The 18,708-nt window shown below is 60.4% G+C and carries 16 protein-coding genes; 12 read left to right on the plus strand and 4 right to left on the minus strand.

The features are described 5' to 3' along the window. The first annotated feature begins 9 nt into the window (after nt 1-9). From C1Y43_RS12710 to lplT, 3 genes are all read left to right on the plus strand, one after another. Complete coding sequence (locus tag C1Y43_RS12710) at nt 10-1,401, plus strand: efflux transporter outer membrane subunit (RefSeq protein ID WP_369974316.1); 1,392 nt, start codon at nt 10-12, stop codon at nt 1,399-1,401. 90 nt (nt 1,402-1,491) lie between these two features. Next, entirely contained in the window at nt 1,492-3,642 is a 2,151-nt protein-coding gene (aas, locus tag C1Y43_RS12715) for a bifunctional acyl-ACP--phospholipid O-acyltransferase/long-chain-fatty-acid--ACP ligase (protein WP_104188422.1), read from the plus strand. Then, nucleotides 3,639-4,829: a lysophospholipid transporter LplT gene (gene lplT, locus C1Y43_RS12720; protein WP_088517227.1), complete on the plus strand. Its 1,191-nt coding sequence runs from the start codon at nt 3,639-3,641 to the stop codon at nt 4,827-4,829. Before aas ends, lplT begins: the two co-directional genes overlap by 4 nt. Nucleotides 4,830-5,019: 190 nt before the next feature. On the opposite strand, the gene C1Y43_RS12725 is transcribed toward lplT, so the two are convergent. From C1Y43_RS12725 to mutH, 4 genes are all read right to left on the minus strand, one after another. Beyond that, nucleotides 5,020-6,060, minus strand: coding sequence for an NADP(H)-dependent aldo-keto reductase (locus C1Y43_RS12725; protein WP_021506697.1), 1,041 nt, complete (start codon nt 6,058-6,060; stop codon nt 5,020-5,022). 143 nt (nt 6,061-6,203) lie between these two features. Continuing rightward, complete coding sequence (locus C1Y43_RS12730) at nt 6,204-6,422, minus strand: YgdI/YgdR family lipoprotein (RefSeq protein ID WP_021506698.1); 219 nt, start codon at nt 6,420-6,422, stop codon at nt 6,204-6,206. A gap of 116 nt (nt 6,423-6,538) precedes the next feature. Next, the gene (locus C1Y43_RS12735; RefSeq protein ID WP_021506699.1) at nt 6,539-7,249 is read right to left on the minus strand and encodes a TerC family protein; all 711 of its coding nucleotides are present in this window, start codon (nt 7,247-7,249) and stop codon (nt 6,539-6,541) included. Nucleotides 7,250-7,346: 97 nt separating this feature from the next. Next, nucleotides 7,347-8,033, minus strand: coding sequence for a DNA mismatch repair endonuclease MutH (mutH, locus tag C1Y43_RS12740; protein ID WP_058757065.1), 687 nt, complete (start codon nt 8,031-8,033; stop codon nt 7,347-7,349). Nucleotides 8,034-8,717: 684 nt separating this feature from the next. Between mutH and rppH the strand changes: the two genes are divergently transcribed. The 9 genes from rppH to recC all read left to right on the plus strand — a co-directional run bounded on the left by rppH (nt 8,718) and on the right by recC (nt 18,655). After that, a complete protein-coding gene (gene rppH, locus C1Y43_RS12750) occupies nt 8,718-9,248 on the plus strand; it encodes an RNA pyrophosphohydrolase (protein WP_031279497.1) in 531 nt (176 codons plus the stop codon). A 12-nt stretch (nt 9,249-9,260) separates the two neighbouring features. Then, complete coding sequence (ptsP, locus tag C1Y43_RS12755) at nt 9,261-11,507, plus strand: phosphoenolpyruvate--protein phosphotransferase (protein WP_104188424.1); 2,247 nt, start codon at nt 9,261-9,263, stop codon at nt 11,505-11,507. A 112-nt stretch (nt 11,508-11,619) separates the two neighbouring features. Beyond that, nucleotides 11,620-12,501, plus strand: a complete 882-nt coding sequence (gene lgt / locus C1Y43_RS12760; protein WP_021506703.1) for a prolipoprotein diacylglyceryl transferase — start codon at nt 11,620-11,622, stop codon at nt 12,499-12,501. Further along, on the plus strand, nt 12,498-13,292 hold the full coding sequence (thyA, locus tag C1Y43_RS12765; RefSeq protein WP_104188425.1) for a thymidylate synthase: 795 nt from the start codon (nt 12,498-12,500) through the stop codon (nt 13,290-13,292). Before lgt ends, thyA begins: the two co-directional genes overlap by 4 nt. Before the next feature lie 203 nt (nt 13,293-13,495). Further along, nucleotides 13,496-13,966, plus strand: a complete 471-nt coding sequence (locus C1Y43_RS12770; protein ID WP_104188427.1) for a prepilin-type N-terminal cleavage/methylation domain-containing protein — start codon at nt 13,496-13,498, stop codon at nt 13,964-13,966. Further along, on the plus strand, nt 13,957-14,496 hold the full coding sequence (locus tag C1Y43_RS12775) for a prepilin peptidase-dependent protein (protein WP_104188428.1): 540 nt from the start codon (nt 13,957-13,959) through the stop codon (nt 14,494-14,496). The genes C1Y43_RS12770 and C1Y43_RS12775 overlap by 10 nt, the downstream gene beginning before the upstream one ends. Continuing rightward, nucleotides 14,493-14,921 (plus strand): DUF2509 family protein, encoded by a 429-nt coding sequence (locus tag C1Y43_RS12780; RefSeq protein ID WP_064511411.1) that lies wholly within the window; start codon nt 14,493-14,495, stop codon nt 14,919-14,921. Before C1Y43_RS12775 ends, C1Y43_RS12780 begins: the two co-directional genes overlap by 4 nt. A gap of 1 nt (nt 14,922) precedes the next feature. After that, nucleotides 14,923-15,213: a prepilin-type N-terminal cleavage/methylation domain-containing protein gene (locus C1Y43_RS12785; protein ID WP_230857086.1), complete on the plus strand. Its 291-nt coding sequence runs from the start codon at nt 14,923-14,925 to the stop codon at nt 15,211-15,213. A 61-nt stretch (nt 15,214-15,274) separates the two neighbouring features. Continuing rightward, the gene (gene recC, locus C1Y43_RS12790; RefSeq protein ID WP_104188430.1) at nt 15,275-18,655 is read left to right on the plus strand and encodes an exodeoxyribonuclease V subunit gamma; all 3,381 of its coding nucleotides are present in this window, start codon (nt 15,275-15,277) and stop codon (nt 18,653-18,655) included. Nucleotides 18,656-18,708 lie beyond the last annotated feature (53 nt).

Genomic DNA, 18,708 nt, shown 5'->3' on the forward strand with positions numbered 1-18,708 from the left:
ATGAAAATGATGAACATTGGCGCGCTGACGGCGGCGCTACTGGTTGCTGGCTGTAGCGTTGGCCCCGATTATCAGCGTCCGGCGATGGCGCTGCCGACGCACTATAAAGAGGCCAAAGGCTGGACGCAGGCCACGCCGCAGGACGCCAGTCGCAAAGGGGAGTGGTGGACGGTGTATCACGATGCCACCTTGTCCAGCCTGCTGCGCCAGGTGAGCATCTCTAACCAGAACGTCGCCAGTTATGCGGCGCAGTATCGCGAAGCCCAGGCGCTGAGCGCGCAGTCGCGCGCGGCGCTGTTTCCCTCACTCGACTACGATGCCAGCAGCACGCGCAGCGGCAGCCGTGCCAGCACCAGCGGTCAGCGCAGCGTCAGCAACAGCCACAGCGCTACGCTGAGTGCCAGCTGGGAGCTGGATCTGTGGGGCAAACTGCGCCGCACCCAGGAAGAAGATAAGGCCAGCGCGCAGGCCAGCCAGGCTGAACTGGCCAATGTCACGCTGAGCGCCCAGTCAGAGCTGGCGCAGGACTATTTTCAGCTGCGCATCATCGACGAAAAGATCGCGCTCTATCAGCGCAGCATTGAAGCTTATCAGCGCTATCTCAGCGTGATTGACAACAAGTACCGCGCCGGTAGCGAATCCCGCGCCACTCTGGCGCAGGCACAGATGCAGCTGGAGAGCGCCCGCGCTTCGGCGCAGGATTATCAGTGGCAGCGCGCGCAACTGGAGCACGCGGTGGCGCTGCTGCTGGGGCGTGCGCCAGCCGACTTTACGTTGCCGGTGGCGAAGCTGGATGCCACGCTGCCGTCCATTCCACAGAGCCTGCCTTCGGCGCTGCTGCAGCGCCGTCCGGACATCGCCTATGCCGAACGTAACGTGGCGGCCGCCAACGCGGCGGTCGGAGTGGCGATTGCCGGTTATTATCCCGACCTGACGCTCAGCGCCAGCGGTGGCGTGACCGCCTCAGCGATCCACAGTTTATTGTCGCTGCCGAATCGCGCCTGGTCGCTGGGGCCGGAGCTCAGCGGTACGCTGCTCGATTTTGGCGCGACCTCGGCGAAAGTGGCGCAGGCGCGTGCCGCCTATGATGCCAGCGTGGCCACCTATCGCCAGACGGTGCTGAGCGCGCTGGGAGAAGTGGAAGATAACCTGGTGGAACTGAATACCCTGCAGGGGGAAATCGCCGCGCAGCAGCGCGCCGCCGTGGCGGCACAGGCGTCAGCACGCGTAACGCGCAACCAGTATGACGCCGGCATGATTGATTACCTTGATGTCGCTACCACGGAGAACAGCAGCCTGAGCGAGCAGCAGAGCCTGCTGTCGCTGCAGAGCAGCCAGTGGGTGAGTAGCGTGGCGCTGATCGCCGCACTGGGCGGCGGCTGGCAGGGCGAATCACCCTGAATTCATCACGATAAATCACTGCGCTACTTGTCGAACATCCCCGGATCCTGCAAGGTAAGAACCATTTTTTACCGCTGCTAAGGAGCTGGCATGCTATTTACCGTTCTGCGTTTCCTCTGTCGCCTGTTATGGCGCGTTGAGCTGCGTGGCGATCTGACTGCCCTGCACAAAGAAAAAGTGCTGATCACGCCAAACCATATGTCGTTTCTCGATGGCGTGCTGCTGGCGCTGTTTCTGCCCATCAAACCGGTGTTCGCCGTCTATTCCTCGATCAGCGAACAGTGGTATATGCGCCTGCTCAGGCCGGTCATCGACTTCGTGCCGCTCGACCCCACCAAACCGATGTCGATCAAACATCTGGTGCGCATGATCAACGAAGGGCGTCCGGTGGTGATCTTTCCGGAAGGGCGCATTACCGTCACCGGCTCATTGATGAAAATCTACAGCGGCGCTGGCTTCGTCGCGGCAAAATCCGCCGCCATCGTGGTGCCGATGCGTATTGAAGGCGCAGAGTACACGCCGTTTGGCCGCCTGGCCGGGGTGTTTAAACGCCGCCTGTTCCCGCGCATTACCCTGACGGTGCTGCCGGCCACGGTAATTCCCATGCCGGAAGCGAAACGCGCGCGCGACCGCCGCGTGCTGGCCGGTGAGCATTTACACCATGTGATGATGGAAGCGCGCATGGCGGTACGCCCGCGCGAAACGCTGTTCGACGCTTTTCTCAATGCGCGCACCCGTTACGGGCTGAGTAAAGCCTGCATCGAAGACATCAACTTTAAGCCGGACAGCTACACCGGGCTGCTGAAAAAAGCGCTCGGTGTCGGACGCATTCTGGAGCGCTACAGCCAGCAGGGCGAATTCGTTGGCCTGCTGCTGCCGAATGCCACGGTGACCGCGGCGGCGATTCTGGGGGCTTCACTGCGCGGGCGCGTGCCGGCCATGCTCAACTACACCGCCGGCATCAACGGCATGCGCGCGGCGCTGACCGCCTCGCAGGTGAAAACCGTGTTTACCTCGCGCCAGTTCCTCGAGAAGGGCAACCTGTGGCACCTGCCGCAGGGGCTGACGGAGGTGCAGTGGATCTATCTGGAGGATCTGAAAGATACCGTCACGCTGCAGGACAAACTGTGGATCCTCGCGCACCTGCTGCTGCCGCGCCGGGCGCAGGTTGCGCAGCAGCCAGAAGACGCGGCAATGGTGCTTTTTACCTCCGGCTCGGAAGGCAATCCCAAAGGCGTGGTGCACTCGCATAAAAGTCTGCTGGCGAACGTGGAGCAGATTCGCACCGTGGCGGATTTCACCCCGCGCGACCGCTTTATGTCGGCGCTGCCGCTGTTCCACGCCTTCGGCCTCACCGTCGGGCTGTTCACGCCGCTGCTGACCGGCGCGCAGGTATTCCTCTATCCCAGCCCGCTGCACTATCGCATCGTGCCGGAGCTGGTGTATGACCGTAACTGCACCGTGCTGTTTGGCACCTCCACCTTCCTCGGCAACTATGCGCGCTTTGCCAGCCCGTACGATTTCGCCCGGCTGCGCTACGTCGTCGCCGGTGCCGAGAAGCTGCAGGAAGGCACGCGCCAGATCTACATGGAGAAGTACGGCATCCGCATCCTTGAAGGTTACGGCGTGACCGAGTGTGCACCGGTGGTGGCAATCAACGTACCGATGGCCGCCAAATCGCATACCGTCGGGCGTATTCTGCCGGGCATGGATTCACGTCTGATTGCGGTGCCCGGCATTGAGCAGGGCGGACGGCTGCAGCTGCGCGGTCCGAACATCATGAACGGCTATCTGCGGGTGGAAAACCCCGGCGTGCTGGAGCCACCGGTGGCGGATAACGGCGAAGGCGAACAGGAAGCCGGCTGGTACGATACCGGGGATATTGTCAGCTTTGACGAGGGCGGTTTCTGTCAGATTCAGGGGCGCGCTAAACGCTTCGCCAAAATCGCCGGAGAGATGGTGTCGCTGGAGAGCGTGGAGCAGATTGCCCTGAAAGCTTCGGCGGAGAAACAGCACGCGGCGTCGCTGCGGCCCGATGGCCAGCGTGGAGAAGCGCTGGTGCTGTTTACCACCGACAGTGAACTCAGCCGCGACCGGCTGCAGCAGGCCGCGCGTGAGATGGGTGCGCCAGAGCTGGCGGTGCCGCGCGACATTCGCTACATGAAACAGCTGCCGATGCTGGGCAGCGGCAAACCAGACTACGTCAGCCTGAAACAGCTGGCAGAAGAGGAGCGGGCATGAGTCAGTCGGTGAATCCGGACGCCCCTTTGCTGTCGCGCAGTATGCTGGCGGTGATCGTGGCACAGTTTTTCTCTGCCTTTGGCGACAACGCGCTGCTGTTCGCCACGCTGGCGCTGCTGAAAAGTCAGTTCTATCCGGACTGGAGCCAGCCGATCCTGCAGATGCTGTTTGTGGCCACTTACATTCTGCTCGCGCCGTTTGTCGGACAGATGGCCGACAGCTTTGCCAAAGGGCGGGTGATGATGTTTGCCAACAGCCTTAAGCTGCTCGGTGCGCTGGTGATCTGCTTCGGCTTTAATCCGTTTCTCGGCTACACGCTGGTAGGCGTCGGCGCGGCGGCGTATTCGCCGGCGAAATACGGCATCCTGACGGAGATCACCAGCGGCGCGCGGCTGGTGAAAGCCAACGGGCTGATGGAGTCGTCGACTATCGCGGCGATTCTGCTCGGCTCGGTGGCAGGCGGCGTGCTCGCCGACTGGCATCTGCTGGCAGCACTGGTGGTGTGTGCACTCACTTACGCACTGGCGGTGGTGGCGAACCTGTTCATTCCGCGTCTGCAGGCAGCGCGCCCCGGCCAGAGCTGGCACGCTGGCGCGATGCTGCGCAGCTTTATCGCCTCGGCACAGCTGCTGTGGCGTAACGGTGAAACCCGCTTCTCGCTGCTCGGCACCAGCCTGTTCTGGGGCGCCGGCGTCACGCTGCGCTTCCTGCTGGTGCTGTGGGTGCCGGTGGCGCTGGGCATCACGGACAATAAAACGCCGACCACGCTAAATGCCATGGTGGCGATCGGTATCGTTATCGGCGCGGGCGCGGCGGCAAAACTGGTCACGCTGCAAACGGTGCGGCGCTGCATGCCGGCCGGCGTGCTGATTGGCGTGATGGTGGTGCTGTTCTCGCTGCAGCATAGCCTGCTGAATGCGTATCTGCTACTGATGCTGATTGGTGCACTCGGCGGCTTCTTTGTGGTGCCGCTCAACGCGCTGTTGCAGGAGCGCGGCAAAGATACCGTGGGTTCTGGCAACGCGATTGCGGTGCAAAACCTGGGTGAGAACAGCGCGATGCTGCTGATGCTGGGGCTGTATACCGTGGCGATTAAGCTGGGTGCGCCGGCGGTCGCGACGGGCGTGGGCTTCGGCGCGCTGTTCGCCATGGCGATTGCCGTGTTGTGGTGGAGAACGCGTCGCTGAGCGGTGCAGAAAGGGACCAGGTCGCCATGAATGGCGACCCTACCCTGGCCCGGCGCATACGCCAAAACCACAGCTGGTACACGAGGGTAACACAAACCCTGTAGGGTGCGCGTTAACGCGCACCAAAACCGCAGCACGTACGCCAGGGCCATAAACCCTGTAGGGTGCGCGTTAACGCGCACCAGGGAGATTACGGTGCCGGATACGTGTACTGACGGTGAATCGCCTCCAGCGCCTCTAACACCTCGCCGCTCAGCGTCAGGTTGAAACTCTCCACGTTAACCTTCAGCTGTTCCATGGTGGTGGCACCGAGCAGGGTGCTGGCCACAAACGGCTGCTGCCGCACATAGGCCAGCGCCATCTGTGACGGATCAAGGTTGTGCTGTTTCGCCAGCGCCACGTAGGCAGCAATCGCCTGCTGTGACTGCTCGCCGCTGTAGCGGGTAAAGCGGCTGAACAGCGTATTGCGCGCGCCGGCCGGTTTCGCCCCGTTGAGGTATTTGCCGCTCAGCGTGCCAAAGGCCAGGCTGGAATAAGCCAGCAGTTCCACGCCCTCATGCTGGCTAATCTCTGCCAGACCCACTTCAAAACTGCGGTTCAGCAGGCTGTACGGATTCTGAATGGTGACGATACGCGGCAGCTCGTGCTTCTCCGCCAGCTGCAGGTAGCGCATCACGCCCCAGGCCGTTTCGTTCGAGACGCCAATGTAACGGATCTTGCCCGCGCGCACCTGTTCGGTCAGCGCTTCCAGCGTCTCCAGCAGCGTAACGGTGGCGGTGTTGTCACTGTACTGATAACCGAGCTTGCCAAAGTAGTTAGTCTGGCGCTGCGGCCAGTGCAGCTGGTAGAGGTCGAGGTAATCGGTATTGAGGCGTTTCAGGCTGGCGTCCAGCGCTTCGCGGATGTTCTTGCGATCCAGCGCCTGGTTGGGGCGAATAAGCGCATCGCTGCCGCGCACCGGGCCGGCGACTTTACTCGCCAGAATGATTTTGTCGCGGCTGCCGCGCTTTTGCAGCCAGCTGCCAATGTATTTTTCGGTCAGGCCCTGGGTTTCCGGACGCGGTGGCACCGGATACATCTCGGCGGTATCAATCAGGTTAATACCCTGGCTAACGGCGTAATCAAGCTGCTGGTGGGCGTCGGCTTCGCTATTCTGCTCACCAAACGTCATCGTGCCTAACCCCAGCTGACTGACTTCCAGCGTGCTATGGGGGATACGGTGATAATGCATTGCCGGCTTCCTTTTTTCATTATGAAACGGAATGTTGTGTTCTCTGGGACTATAGCCTGTGAAGTGGCGCAGAAGGAAGGGGGGAAAGTTCGGGAAATCGCCTGCACAGGGGGAAAACGCGTACAGGCGAGGCAATTTGGCACTTAACGCTCAATGATGGTGGAAACCTCGTCACCATTAATTTGCATAACATGGCCCTGTTCGTCGGTGTACTGCACCAGACCGGTTTCTTTATCAATCGACGGCTTACCTTCGGTCATAATCATGCGGCCATCTTTGGTGGCCATAACGTAATCACTGCTGCAACCGCTTAATGCCAGCGCCGCCAGCAGCAGGCCCACTGCACTTACCAACCCTTTCATTCTCAGCTCCCTCAAGCCACTTCAACAGCAAAAGTGTAGTAATAAATGCTTTTGCCAGCTGGAGTAATCGCATCATTCCTAAAATAACAGGGCGAGATGCGCTCGCCCTTGACAGGTTACGCTTTGTTTTTCCTGCTGCGCATCAGGTTCAGACACTCTACCGCCATGGAGAAGAACATCGCAAAATAAATGTAACCTTTTGGTACATGCATACCAAAACTCTCGAGGATCAGGGTAAAGCCGACCAGAATCAGAAACGCCAGCGCCAGCATTTTGACCGACGGATGCCGCTCAACAAACTCGCCAATCGCGCGCGCGGCCACCATCATCATCAGCACCGCGATGACCACTGCCGCCATCATAATGAACAGGTGATCGGACAGACCGACGGCGGTGATCACTGAATCCAGGCTGAAGATGATGTCGAGCAGCATGATCTGCACGATGGCGCCGAAGAAAGAGTGCACATTGGTTTTGTGCTCCTCTTCGCCGCCTTCGATGGTTTCATGGATCTCCATGCTCGACTTCCACAGCAGGAACAGGCCGCCGAACAGCAGAATCAGATCGCGCGCGGAAAAGGCGTGGTCCATGATGGAAAACAACGGCTGCGTTAGTCTCACCACCCAGGCGATGGAGGCCAGCAGCCCGAGGCGCATCAACATCGCCCCCATCAGACCCAGCCGGCGCGCCCGGTTTTGCTGGTGCTGCGGCAGTTTTGCGACCACCAGAGACAGGAAAATAATGTTATCGATACCCAGCACCACTTCCAGAATGGTTAATGTTCCCAGCGCCAGCCAGGCGTTGGGATCAGCAATCCAGTCAAACATGAATCCTTCATTCCTAAACGAAAAGTAAACGGGAATTATACACGGCGCAGGCGGCGCTGCCTAAAGCGATCCTGCAAGGGCGTAGTTGTACCGGGAATTACAGCAGAAAATGCCGTGCCAGCAGCGGTCCGGTAAAGCTCTTCTTGAGATAAAAACCGCGCGGCAGCGTCATGATCGGCTCGCCATGTTCGCCGATGGCTTCGGTCAGCGCTTTGCTGTTGGCCGCTTTCGGCCGGATTTGCAGCCACGCACCGTGGCGGGCGGTGATGCGCTCCACCTGGCCGAGCACGATCATGTCCATCAGCTCTTCCCAGTCCTCACGTAACTGCTGCTCTTCCTGCGCATTCGGCTGCCACAGCAGCGGCGAACCCACGCGGCGCTCGGCCAGCGGAATGGCGCGATCGCCCTCCACCGGGATCCACAGCACCCGCGCCAGCTTGTGGCGCACGTGGCTGGTTTGCCAGGTAACGCCGCTGTTGCCGGTGAGCGGTGCCACGCAGACAAAGGTGGTTTCCAGCGGCTTACCCAGCGCGTCGACCGGAATGGTTTTGAGTTCAATGCCCAGATGCGCAAAATCCTGCTCGGCTTTACTGCCGGCGCTGGCGCCAAGCAGCAGCTCCAGCAGCATGCCAACCCAGCCTTTATCACGGCGTAAATCGGCAGGCATCGGCAGGCCAAGCTGCGCGGCCAGCGCGGCAAAGCTCTGACCAGCCAGCTGTTGGGCACGCTGAAGCAGTTCGGCTTCGTTACGGGGCGCAGCAGGCAAGGCGGCAGGGCAATTCATGATAAAACTCGCATTGGTCAAAATTTGGTCAGTAAAGGTCGGCGCGTGTTGTCCACATCGTGGCGGACAATGTAAACGTGATAATAGCATGATTCAGCATGCTTTTTTAGCGCGATTGACCTGGCGCTCACCAGGGTAAGAGGCGGTTATCCCGGTTTGTTATCGACAATGAACAGGATCTTAAACCCAGTTATCCACAGAAAAGTGGGATAACCCCATGTTTTGCCCACCCCTGTTTCCATTTACAGCCTTGACTTTGCCGAACTGCGCGCTTTTTTTCCATTCTCTGCCCAGGTTTAGGACATTCTCTGTGGATAAAATCAACGGTGATGGATCTTTGAGCGGCGGTAACCGCGTGGGGAAGAATAACCGGCTTTCACGCTGTGTATCTGAACGGGTTAACAGGCTATCCCTATGATAAATGGTGGTTTTAGTGCTATTCTCCCCGGCGTGCATGAGAATTTTCCGAAGCGGTTATTCAACTCATTCCCGTGTTCTGCACAAAGCTATCCACAGAAAAGGTGAATAAGATCGCCGTTAAATACCCCTGTCTGTTTATAACATGGCTATTATCTGTGAGTTATCCCATTGTTATCCGGTCAGCGGCGCGGATATCCAGTGGTTTACCGCCTGTAAGGAGTATGAAACAATCAGGCTATTCAAATTTAGCTTTGAGGTAGTCCAGTGATCGATGATGATGGCTACCGCCCGAATGTTGGTATCGTAATCTGTAACAGGCAAGGACAAGTGTTATGGGCCAGGCGCTTTGGACAGCACTCCTGGCAGTTTCCTCAGGGAGGCATCAATCCGGGTGAAACCGCTGAACAGGCGATGTATCGTGAACTGTTCGAAGAAGTGGGTTTACACCGCAAAGATGTTCGAATACTTGCTTCAACCCGTAACTGGTTACGTTACAAGTTGCCAAAACGTTTGGTGCGTTGGGACACAAAGCCGGTGTGTATCGGCCAGAAACAAAAGTGGTTTCTTCTGCAGTTGATGTGTAGTGACGCGGATATCAATGTGCAACACAGTAGCACGCCGGAGTTCGATGGCTGGCGCTGGGTCAGCTTCTGGTATCCGGTACGTCAGGTTGTCTCTTTCAAGCGCGATGTGTATCGCCGCGTCATGAAGGAATTCGCTGGCGTGGTGATGTCTATGCAGGAGAGTGCGGGGCAGCGCAATAACAACGCCGCCCATCGACGTAAAAGAGGATAGGCCACGCCCTTTATGCTCACTCAGTTGCGCGAAATTGTAGAAAAAGTGGCGAGTGCACCGCGTCTGAATGAAGCACTCGACATTCTGGTCAACGAAATATGCCTGGCGATGGAGACCGAGGTCTGCTCGGTTTACCTCGCCGATCACGATCGGCGTTGCTACTACCTGATGGCGACGCGCGGCCTGAAAAAGCCGCGCGGCCGCACGGTTACGCTGGCGTTCGACGAAGGTATAGTCGGGCTGGTGGGCCGCCTGGCCGAACCGATCAACCTCGCCGATGCGCAAAGTCATCCCAGCTTCAAATACATTCCCTCCGTCAAAGAAGAGCGCTACCGCTCGTTTCTGGGTGTGCCAATCATCAGCCGGCGTCAGCTGCTCGGCGTGCTGGTGGTGCAACAGCGAGAGCATCGTCAGTTCGACGAAAGCGAAGAGTCATTTCTGGTTACGCTGGCCACGCAGATGGCCGCGCTGCTGTCGCAGTCGCAGCTTGGCCAGCTGTTCGGTCAGTTCCGCCAGACGCGCGTCAAAGCGATTGCCGCCGCGCCGGGCGTCGCCGTTGCACCTGGCTGGGTTGATGAAACGCAGCCGCTGCTCGACCAGGTGTCCGCCGCCTCTACGCTCGATCCACAGCGTGAACGCGAGCGCCTGATTGTCGCCATGGGCGAGGCGAGTAACGAGTTTCGCCGCTTCAGCAAGCGTTTCGCGGCCAGCGTGCAGAAAGAGAGCGCGGCGATCTTCGATCTTTACTCGCACCTGCTCACCGATGCGCGACTGAAAAAAGATCTGTTTGCCGAGATCGAGCGCGGATCGGTAGCCGAGTGGGCGGTCAAAACGGTGATCGAGAAGTTTGCCGCACAGTTTGCCAGCCTGCAGGATCACTATTTACGTGAGCGCGCCGGGGATTTGCGCGTGCTCGGCCAGCGCCTGCTGTTCCACCTTGACGACACGCTGGTGGGTACTAATGCCTGGCCGGAACGCTTTGTGCTGGTGGCCGATGAACTCACCGCCACCACGCTGGCGGAGCTGCCGCAGGAGCGGCTGGCGGGCGTAGTGGTGCGCGATGGCGCAGCCAACTCGCACGCGGCGATCCTCACGCGCGCCATGGGTATTCCGACCGTGATGGGCGCGGATATCCTGCCGTCGCAGCTCAACAAGCGGCTGCTGATCGTGGACGGCTATCGCGGCGAAGTGCTGATCGATCCAGAGCCGGTGCTGGTGCAGGAGTATCAGCGGCTGATCAGCGAAGAGAACGCGCTGAGCAAAATGGCCGAAGATGTGGTGGAGCAGCCCGGCGAGCTGAAAAGCGGCGAGCGCGTGCAGGTGATGCTCAACGCCGGTCTCAGCCCGGAACACGAACAGGCGCTCGACAACTGGGTTGACGGCATCGGCCTGTATCGCACCGAAATTCCGTTCATGCTGCAAAGCGGCTTCCCGTCGGAAGAGGAGCAGGTGGCGCAATATCAGGGCATGCTGCAACTGTTTTACGACAAACCGGTGACGCTGCGCACGCTGGATGTCGGCGCTGACAAACAGCTGCCTTACATGCCGATCAGTGAAGAGAACCCCTGTCTCGGCTGGCGTGGCATTCGTCTGACGCTCGACCAGCCGGAGATCTTCCTGGTGCAGGTGCGCGCCATGCTGCGCGCCAACGTCGCTTCGGGCAACCTGAGCATTCTGCTGCCGATGATCAGTCATATCGACGAGATCGAAGAGGCGCGGCGCCTGATCGATCGCGCCGGTCGCGAAGTGGAAGAGATGCTCGGTTATGCCATTCCGAAACCGCGCATTGGTGTGATGATTGAAGTGCCGTCGATGCTGTTTCTGATCCCGCATCTGGCGCAACGCGTGGACTTTATCTCCGTCGGCACCAACGATCTCACCCAGTATCTGCTGGCGGTCGATCGTAACAATACCCGCGTCGCCAACCTTTACGATTCGCTGCATCCGGCGATGCTGCGGGCGTTGCAAACCATCGCCAGCGAAGCCCGCCAGGCCAAACTGGAGCTGTGCCTGTGTGGTGAAATGGCGGGCGATCCGATGTGCGTCGCGCTGCTGGTGGGTCTGGGTTATCACCATCTCAGCATGAACGGCAAGAACATTCCGCGCGTCAAATACCTGCTGCGCCACCTCGATTATGAAGAGGCGCAGAAACTGAGCCAGCAGGGCGTGATGGCGCACACCGCAACGGAGGTGCGCCATCTGGTGTCGGCTTTCATGGAGCGGCGCGGCCTGGGCGGACTGATTCGCGGCGGACGTTAACTGTTTACATTTCTGCGGAAATTGTGAAAAGCGGCTGTGCTATGATGCGCAGCCTTTTATTGTATGGCCCTTTAGCCACGCCCTTTTGCGGGCAGAAAAAACATGGTGAAAGATGACTAACGGCTACATTTCATTTCCCCAATTCGATCCGGTGATCTTCTCCATCGGACCGGTTTCGCTGCACTGGTACGGCCTGATGTATCTGGTAGGCTTTGTGTTTGCTATGTGGCTGGCGGTGCGCCGCGCCAACAAACCCGGCAGCGGCTGGAAGAAAGAAGAAGTTGAAAACCTGCTGTACGCGGGCTTCCTCGGCGTGTTCCTCGGCGGCCGCATCGGCTACGTGCTGTTCTATAACCTGCCGCTGTTCCTCGACAACCCACTCTATCTGTTCAAAGTGTGGGACGGGGGCATGTCATTCCACGGTGGTCTGATTGGGGTGATCGTGGTGATGCTGATCTTCGCCCGCCGTACCAAACGCACCTTCTTCCAGGTCTCTGATTTCATTGCGCCGCTGATCCCGTTTGGTCTCGGTGCTGGCCGTCTCGGCAACTTCATCAACGGCGAACTGTGGGGCCGCGTGGCGCCTGACTTTAAATTCGCCATGCTGTTCCCGGGTTCGCGCAGCGAAGACCTCGCTTTGGCGGCCAACAACCCGCAATATCAGGAACTGCTGAACACGTACGGCGTGCTGCCGCGCCATCCGTCACAGCTGTATGAGCTGTGTCTGGAAGGCATCGTGCTGTTTATCATCCTCAACCTGTTTATTCGCAAGCCGCGCCCGATGGGCAGCGTCTCCGGCCTGTTCCTGATTGGCTACGGCGCATTCCGCATTATCGTGGAGTTTTTCCGCCAGCCGGATGCCCAGCTTGGCCTGTTCGAAGGCGGTATCAGTATGGGCCAGATTCTGTCGATCCCGATGATTCTGGCCGGAGTGATTATGATGGTCTGGGCGTATCGTCGTCGCCCGCAGCAACAAACGCGTGAGGTAAAATGAAACAGTATCTGGATTTGATGCAACATGTGCTGAATGAAGGCGCAGAAAAGGCCGACCGTACCGGTACCGGCACGCTCTCCATCTTTGGCCACCAGATGCGTTTCAATTTGCAGGACGGTTTTCCGCTGGTCACCACCAAGAAGGTGCATCTGCGCTCAATCATTCATGAGCTGCTGTGGTTCCTAAAAGGCGACACCAACATCGGCTACCTGAAAGAGAACAAGGTCACCATCTGGGACGAATGGGCGGATGAAAACGGCGATCTGGGACCGGTCTACGGCAAGCAGTGGCGCAGCTGGGGCAATGCTTCCGGCGAAGAGATCGATCAAATCAGCAAGGTGATTGAGCAGCTGAAACGCGATCCGGATTCGCGCCGCATTATCGTTTCGGCATGGAACGTCGGTGAGCTGGATCAGATGGCGCTGGCGCCGTGCCACGCGTTTTTCCAGTTCTATGTGGCGAATGGCAAGCTGTCGTGCCAGCTGTACCAGCGTTCATGCGATATCTTCCTCGGCCTGCCGTTCAATATCGCCAGCTATGCGCTGCTGGTGCATATGGTGGCACAGCAGTGCGATCTTGAGGTGGGCGATTTCGTCTGGACCGGCGGCGATACGCACCTGTACAGTAACCATCTCGAACAGGCGCGACTGCAGCTGACGCGTGAAACGCGACCGCTGCCGAAACTGGTGATTAAGCGTAAGCCCGCGTCGATTTTTGATTACCAGTTCGATGATTTTGAGATCGAAGGCTACGATCCGCATCCGGCGATCAAAGCGCCGGTTGCCGTGTAATCTGCCGCTCTTCAGCATCAGGCCCTGCCATCGTGCAGGGCTTTTTTTTTTGCCTGGCCCCGTCCGCTTCTGCGGGGATTTTCTGAATCCGACGCGCAAAAAAAGGGTGTTGTCTGCACCGGGCATAACTTTCCTGCGGCACGCTTTCCATCTTCTCTGTTTGCCGCTGTTGCTTTTCATCCGGCAGGCGCAGAGTGCCGGTTATGAACAGAACCCAAAACGCCGGCTTTACGCTGCCGGAACTGCTGCTGGTTATGGTGATTGCCGGCATCCTCAGCATCGCCGCCTTACAGGGCTGGCAGCGCTGGCAGCAGTATCAGCAACTGCGTGAGAGCGTACTGCAGTTGCAGAGCTTTTTGCTGCGGCTGCGTGCGCACGCCAGCTGGCACAACCGCGACCTCAGCCTGTGGCTGCAGCCGGGCGAAAACGGCTGCCTCGGCACCGGGCCGCAGCCCGCAGAAGGGTGTAAGCTGCCGTCGCGCTGGCTGTTCCGGCCGCCTTATCGCGAAGTGCGCATCACCGCGCTGGTCGGCGAGCCGGGCTTTTACGGCCGACGCGATGTGGCCCGGCCCGGCAGTATCGAACTGGAGAGCGCAGCTGGCCGCTGGCGCGTCATCCTCTCCGCCCGGGCGCGCATCCGGGTCTGCCAGCCAGGAGAGAAGGGATGCGAATAGCGCAGGGGGGCTTCAGTCTGCTGGAGATGCTGATCGCCATGGCGATTGGCGCAGTGCTGATGGTCAGCGTCGGCCGCTTTCTGCCGCTGCTGCTGGAGCAGAACCTGCGCCTGCAGCAGCGGGTCCAGCTGCAACAGGAGCTGCAGCAGATTGCCGGCTCGCTGGCCAAAGCGCTGCGCCGTGCCGGTTACTGTCACGGTCAGTGCGCCGGTGCGGCGCTCACGCTGATGAGCAGCGGCAGCTGTGTACTGCTGCGCTGGGACGAAAACAGTAACGGACGCTGGGAAGGTGTCGGTCACAGTGAAAGCGATTATTACGGCTATCGTCTGCGCAACGGACAGCTGGAGATGCAGCGCGGCGTGGATGAGTGCAACAGCAACGGCTGGGAGCGCATCACCGATCCGGCATTCCTCACCCTCAGCACCTTCCGGGTTGAGCGCCAGGGCACGCGGCTGCTGTTGCAGATGGCCGCCACGGCGGGCCGCCAGCAGGCAGAGCTGACGATGATAGCGGAGGGGCTGAATCTGTGAAGCAGCGCGGCAACAGCACGCTAGGCATGGTGGTGATGTTACTGCTGATGGGCGGGCTCACGCTGCACGCCGCGCGCACGCAGCTGGCGCAGGGCATGGCGCTGGTCGCCGACGAGCAGCAGCATCAGCAGGATTTCTGGCAGGCGCAGGCCGCTTTAACATGGGGCCGGCAGCAAAACTGGCCACAGGCCGCGGGCTGGCAGTGTCAGACCGCTCAGGCCGACGCGTGGCAAAGCTGTCTGCTGCGGCAGGAGGAGAATCATGGCTTATTATCGGCGCGCGGCACCGGACGCGCGCTCGTGCTCTATCAGTGGGTGTCGCTGCGCAACGGTCAGCTGCAGCCACAGCCGCATGGCTGGATCGACTACTGCCCGCTGGCGAAGGCGGAGCAGTGTCAGCTGCCAGAGGCGACAGCAGGGTTTTAGCCTGGCGGAAACGCTGGTCGCGATGCTGCTGCTGGCGATGACCATCAGCACGCTGCTGCAGTATCATCGCGCACTGGCGCTGGGATTTAGCCAGCAGTGGCAGCAGCGCCAGGCGTGGCAGGTAGCCGGGCAGGCGCTGCTCGGGCGTGATACTGCCGGCTGGCACATTGTGCACCAGCCGCAGAGTTTACCTGGGGGCTGCGTGCTGGATCGCGTTACCGTCACCGGACCCCATCAGCGCACGGCGTCGCTGGCGCGGCTCAATTGCCGCGAAGGTGATGCCGGCGGGTAGGCAGGCCAGGCGATTAAGGGTAGAGTGACCGGGCTGCGCTTTCCCTTCTTTAAGGAGTTTTATGTTCCGGGTTTACCACTCCAATCGGTTAGATTTATTGAAAGACTTAGCGGTAGAGCTGATAAAACTCCAGCCGCTGGCCGATCCGCTCGCGGCTGAGCAGGTGCTGGTACAGAGCCCGGGCATGGCGCAGTGGCTGCAGATGGAGCTGGCTAACCGCTTCAACATTGCCGCCAACATTGATTTTCCGCTGCCCGCCAGCTTTATCTGGAGCATGTTCGTTAAAGTGCTGCCGGATATCCCGGAAGAGAGTGCTTTCACCAAAGCCAGCATGAGCTGGAAGCTGATGCACCGGCTGCCGGTGCTGCTGGAGCAGGAGGCGTTTCAGCCGCTGCGCAGCTATCTGCATGACGACGACGATCAGCGCAAACTCTACCAGCTCAGCGCGCGCGTGGCGGATCTGTTCGACCAGTATCTGGTCTACCGCTCCGACTGGCTGAACCGCTGGGAGCGCGGCGAACAGGTGGACGGGCTGAGCGATGCTCAGCAGTGGCAGGCGGCGCTGTGGCGCGATCTGGTCGAATTCACGCGCAGCCTCGGTCAGCCGATGTGGCACCGTGCCAACCTCTATGCACGGTTTATCCAGGCGCTGGAGCAGGCGTCAACGCCGCCGCCGGGACTGCCGCAGCGCGTCTTCATCTGCGGTATCTCTGCGCTGCCGCCGGTTTATCTGCAGGCGCTGGAAGCGCTGGGCCGCCATATTGATATTCACCTGCTGTTTACCAATCCCTGTCGTCACTACTGGGGCGACATTCAGGATTACGCCTTCCTCGCGAAGCTGCAGAGCCGCCAGCGGCTGCGCCTGCATTCGCAGGAGACGCAGCCGCTGTTCCGCGACCCGGATGCCGCGCCAGCGCTGTTTAACGAACTGGGCGAGCAGCAGCTGACCAATCCACTGCTGGCCTCGTGGGGCAAGCTGGGCCGCGACAACCTGTTTCTGCTGAGCCAGATGGAGTCAGCCGCCAACGACATCGATGCGTTTGTGGAGATGTCACCGGATAATCTGCTGCACTGCCTGCAGGCCGATCTGCTCAATCTTGACGATCGCGCGGTGATTGGGCTCAGCGCTGGCGAGCTGGCCGACAGCATGGACAAGCGCCGGCTCGATCCGCACGATCGCTCCATCACGCTCCAGGTGTGTCACAGCGCCCAGCGTGAAGTGGAAGTGCTGCAGGATCACCTGCTGGCGCTGATGGAAGCCGACCCGGAGCTGAAGCCGCGCGATATTATCGTCATGGTGGCAGACATCGACAGCTACGCGCCTTTTATTCAGGCGGCTTTTGCCAGTGCGCCGCCTGAGCGCTATCTGCCGTTCGCCATTTCTGACCGGCGCGCCAGTCAGGCGCATCCGGCCATCCTCGCGCTGCTCAGCCTGCTGGCACTGCCGGACAGTCGCTTTGCCTCAGAAGAGGTGCTGGCGCTGCTCGAGGTGCCGGCGCTGGCACAGCGTTTCTCCGTAGAGGAGAGCGGCCTGCGCCTGCTGCGCCGCTGGGTGATGGAATCCGGCATCCGCTGGGGACTGGATGACGCCAGCGTGGAAGCGCTGGCGCTGCCGGTCACCGGCCAGCACACCTGGCGCTTCGGCTTGCAGCGTATGCTGCTGGGCTACGCGCTGGAAAGCCGCAACGGCGACTGGCAGGGCATTCTGCCGTATGACGAATCCAGCGGCCTGATCGCCGAGCTGGCGGGCCATCTGGCCGAGCTGCTGGCGCGGCTCGACAGCTGGCGCACGCGCCTTGCGCAGACGCGCACCCTGGCCGAGTGGCTGCCGCTGTGCCGTGAGCTGATCGACAGCTTCTTCAGCGGCGATGCCGACAGCGAAGCGGCGCTGCTGCTGGTCGAAACGCAGTGGCAGGAGATCATTGAGCAGGGGATGCAGGCCGCCTATCAGCAGCCGATTCCGGTCACGCTGCTGCGCGATGAGCTGCGTGCGCGCCTCGATCAGCAGCGCATCAGCCAGCGCTTCCTGGCCGGGCCGATCAACTTCTGTACGCTGATGCCGATGCGCTCTATCCCGTTTAAAGTGGTGTGCCTGCTGGGCATGAACGACGGCGTGTATCCGCGCACCCTGGCGCCGCTCGGTTTTGACCTGATGCAGCAGCAGACGCGGAAAGGCGATCGCAGCCGGCGTGATGATGACCGCTATCTGTTCCTTGAAGCGCTGATCTCGGCGCAGCAGCAGCTGTACATCAGCTACATTGGCCGGGCGATTCAGGACAACACCGAGCGCTATCCCTCGGTGCTGGTGACTGAACTGGTGGATTATCTGGCGCAAAGTTTCTGTCTGCCGGGCGATGAAGCCTGTGAGCCGGACGTCAGTGAGCAGCGGGTGCGGGCACATTTGCAACGCCTGCACAGCCGCATGCCGTTTGCGGCGGAAAATTTCCAGCCGGGAAGCCACGTGCAGAGCTTTGCCGCAGAATGGTTGCCGGCGGCGACCGGCAGCGGCGTGGCGCAGCCCGGGTTTGTCCAGCCGCTGCCGGTTCAGCCGCTGACCACGCTGTCGCTGGAGCAGCTGCTACGCTTCTGGCGTCATCCGGTACGGGCGTGGTTTCAGCAGCGCCTCGGTGTGGCTTTCTGGATGGAGGAGAGCGAGCTGCCGGACAGCGAACCGTTCGCACCGGACAGCCTGGAGCGCTATCAGATCAACGCTGAACTGCTCAATACGCTGGTCAACGGTGACGATCCGGCCCAGCTGTATGCGCACCATCGCGCCGCCGGTAATCTGCCTTACGGCGCCTTCGGGGAACTTTTCTGGCAAAGCCAGACCGAAGAGATGCAGGAAGTGGCGGCGGAAGTGAGCGCGCAGCGGCTGCAGGCGGAGAGCTGGGAAGTCAACCTGACGCTGGGCGCAACGCAGTTGACCGGCTGGCTGACTCAGGTGCAAGCTGATGGGCTGTTACGCTGGCGGCCGGGCGTGCTCAACATCAACGATGGCCTGCTGCTGTGGCTGGAACATCTGGTGTATTGTGCGCTGGGCGGCAACGGCACCAGCCGCATGTACGGTCGCAAACAGAGCCGCTGGCGCTTCGCGGCGGTGGCACCCGCCCAGGCGCAGGCGCAGCTGGCTGAATATGTGGCCGCCTGTGAGGCAGGTCTGGCGCAGCCGCTGCTGCTGCTGAATAAATCCGGCGGCGCCTGGCTGGACGCCAGCTTTGACAGCAAATCCGGCCAGCTTCAGGAAGATGACGCTACGCAGAAAAAGGCGCTCAACAAGCTGTTGCAGGCGTGGCAGGGCGGCTATCAGGTTGAAGGCGAGGGCAGCGATCCCTATCTGCAGCGCCTGTGCCGCACGCTGGACGAGCCGACGCAGCAGCAGATCATCGCTGCGGCGCGTCAGTGGTATTTGCCGGTGCGCCTCGCGCATCAGGATGATGAATAGCAACGGAAGTGCGGCCTGTACCTTGGCAGCCACCGTCTTATAAGAAAGTGTTT

The sequence above is a fragment of the Pantoea sp. ICBG 828 genome (assembly GCF_002928355.1).
GTDB lineage: Bacteria > Pseudomonadota > Gammaproteobacteria > Enterobacterales > Enterobacteriaceae > Pantoea > Pantoea dispersa.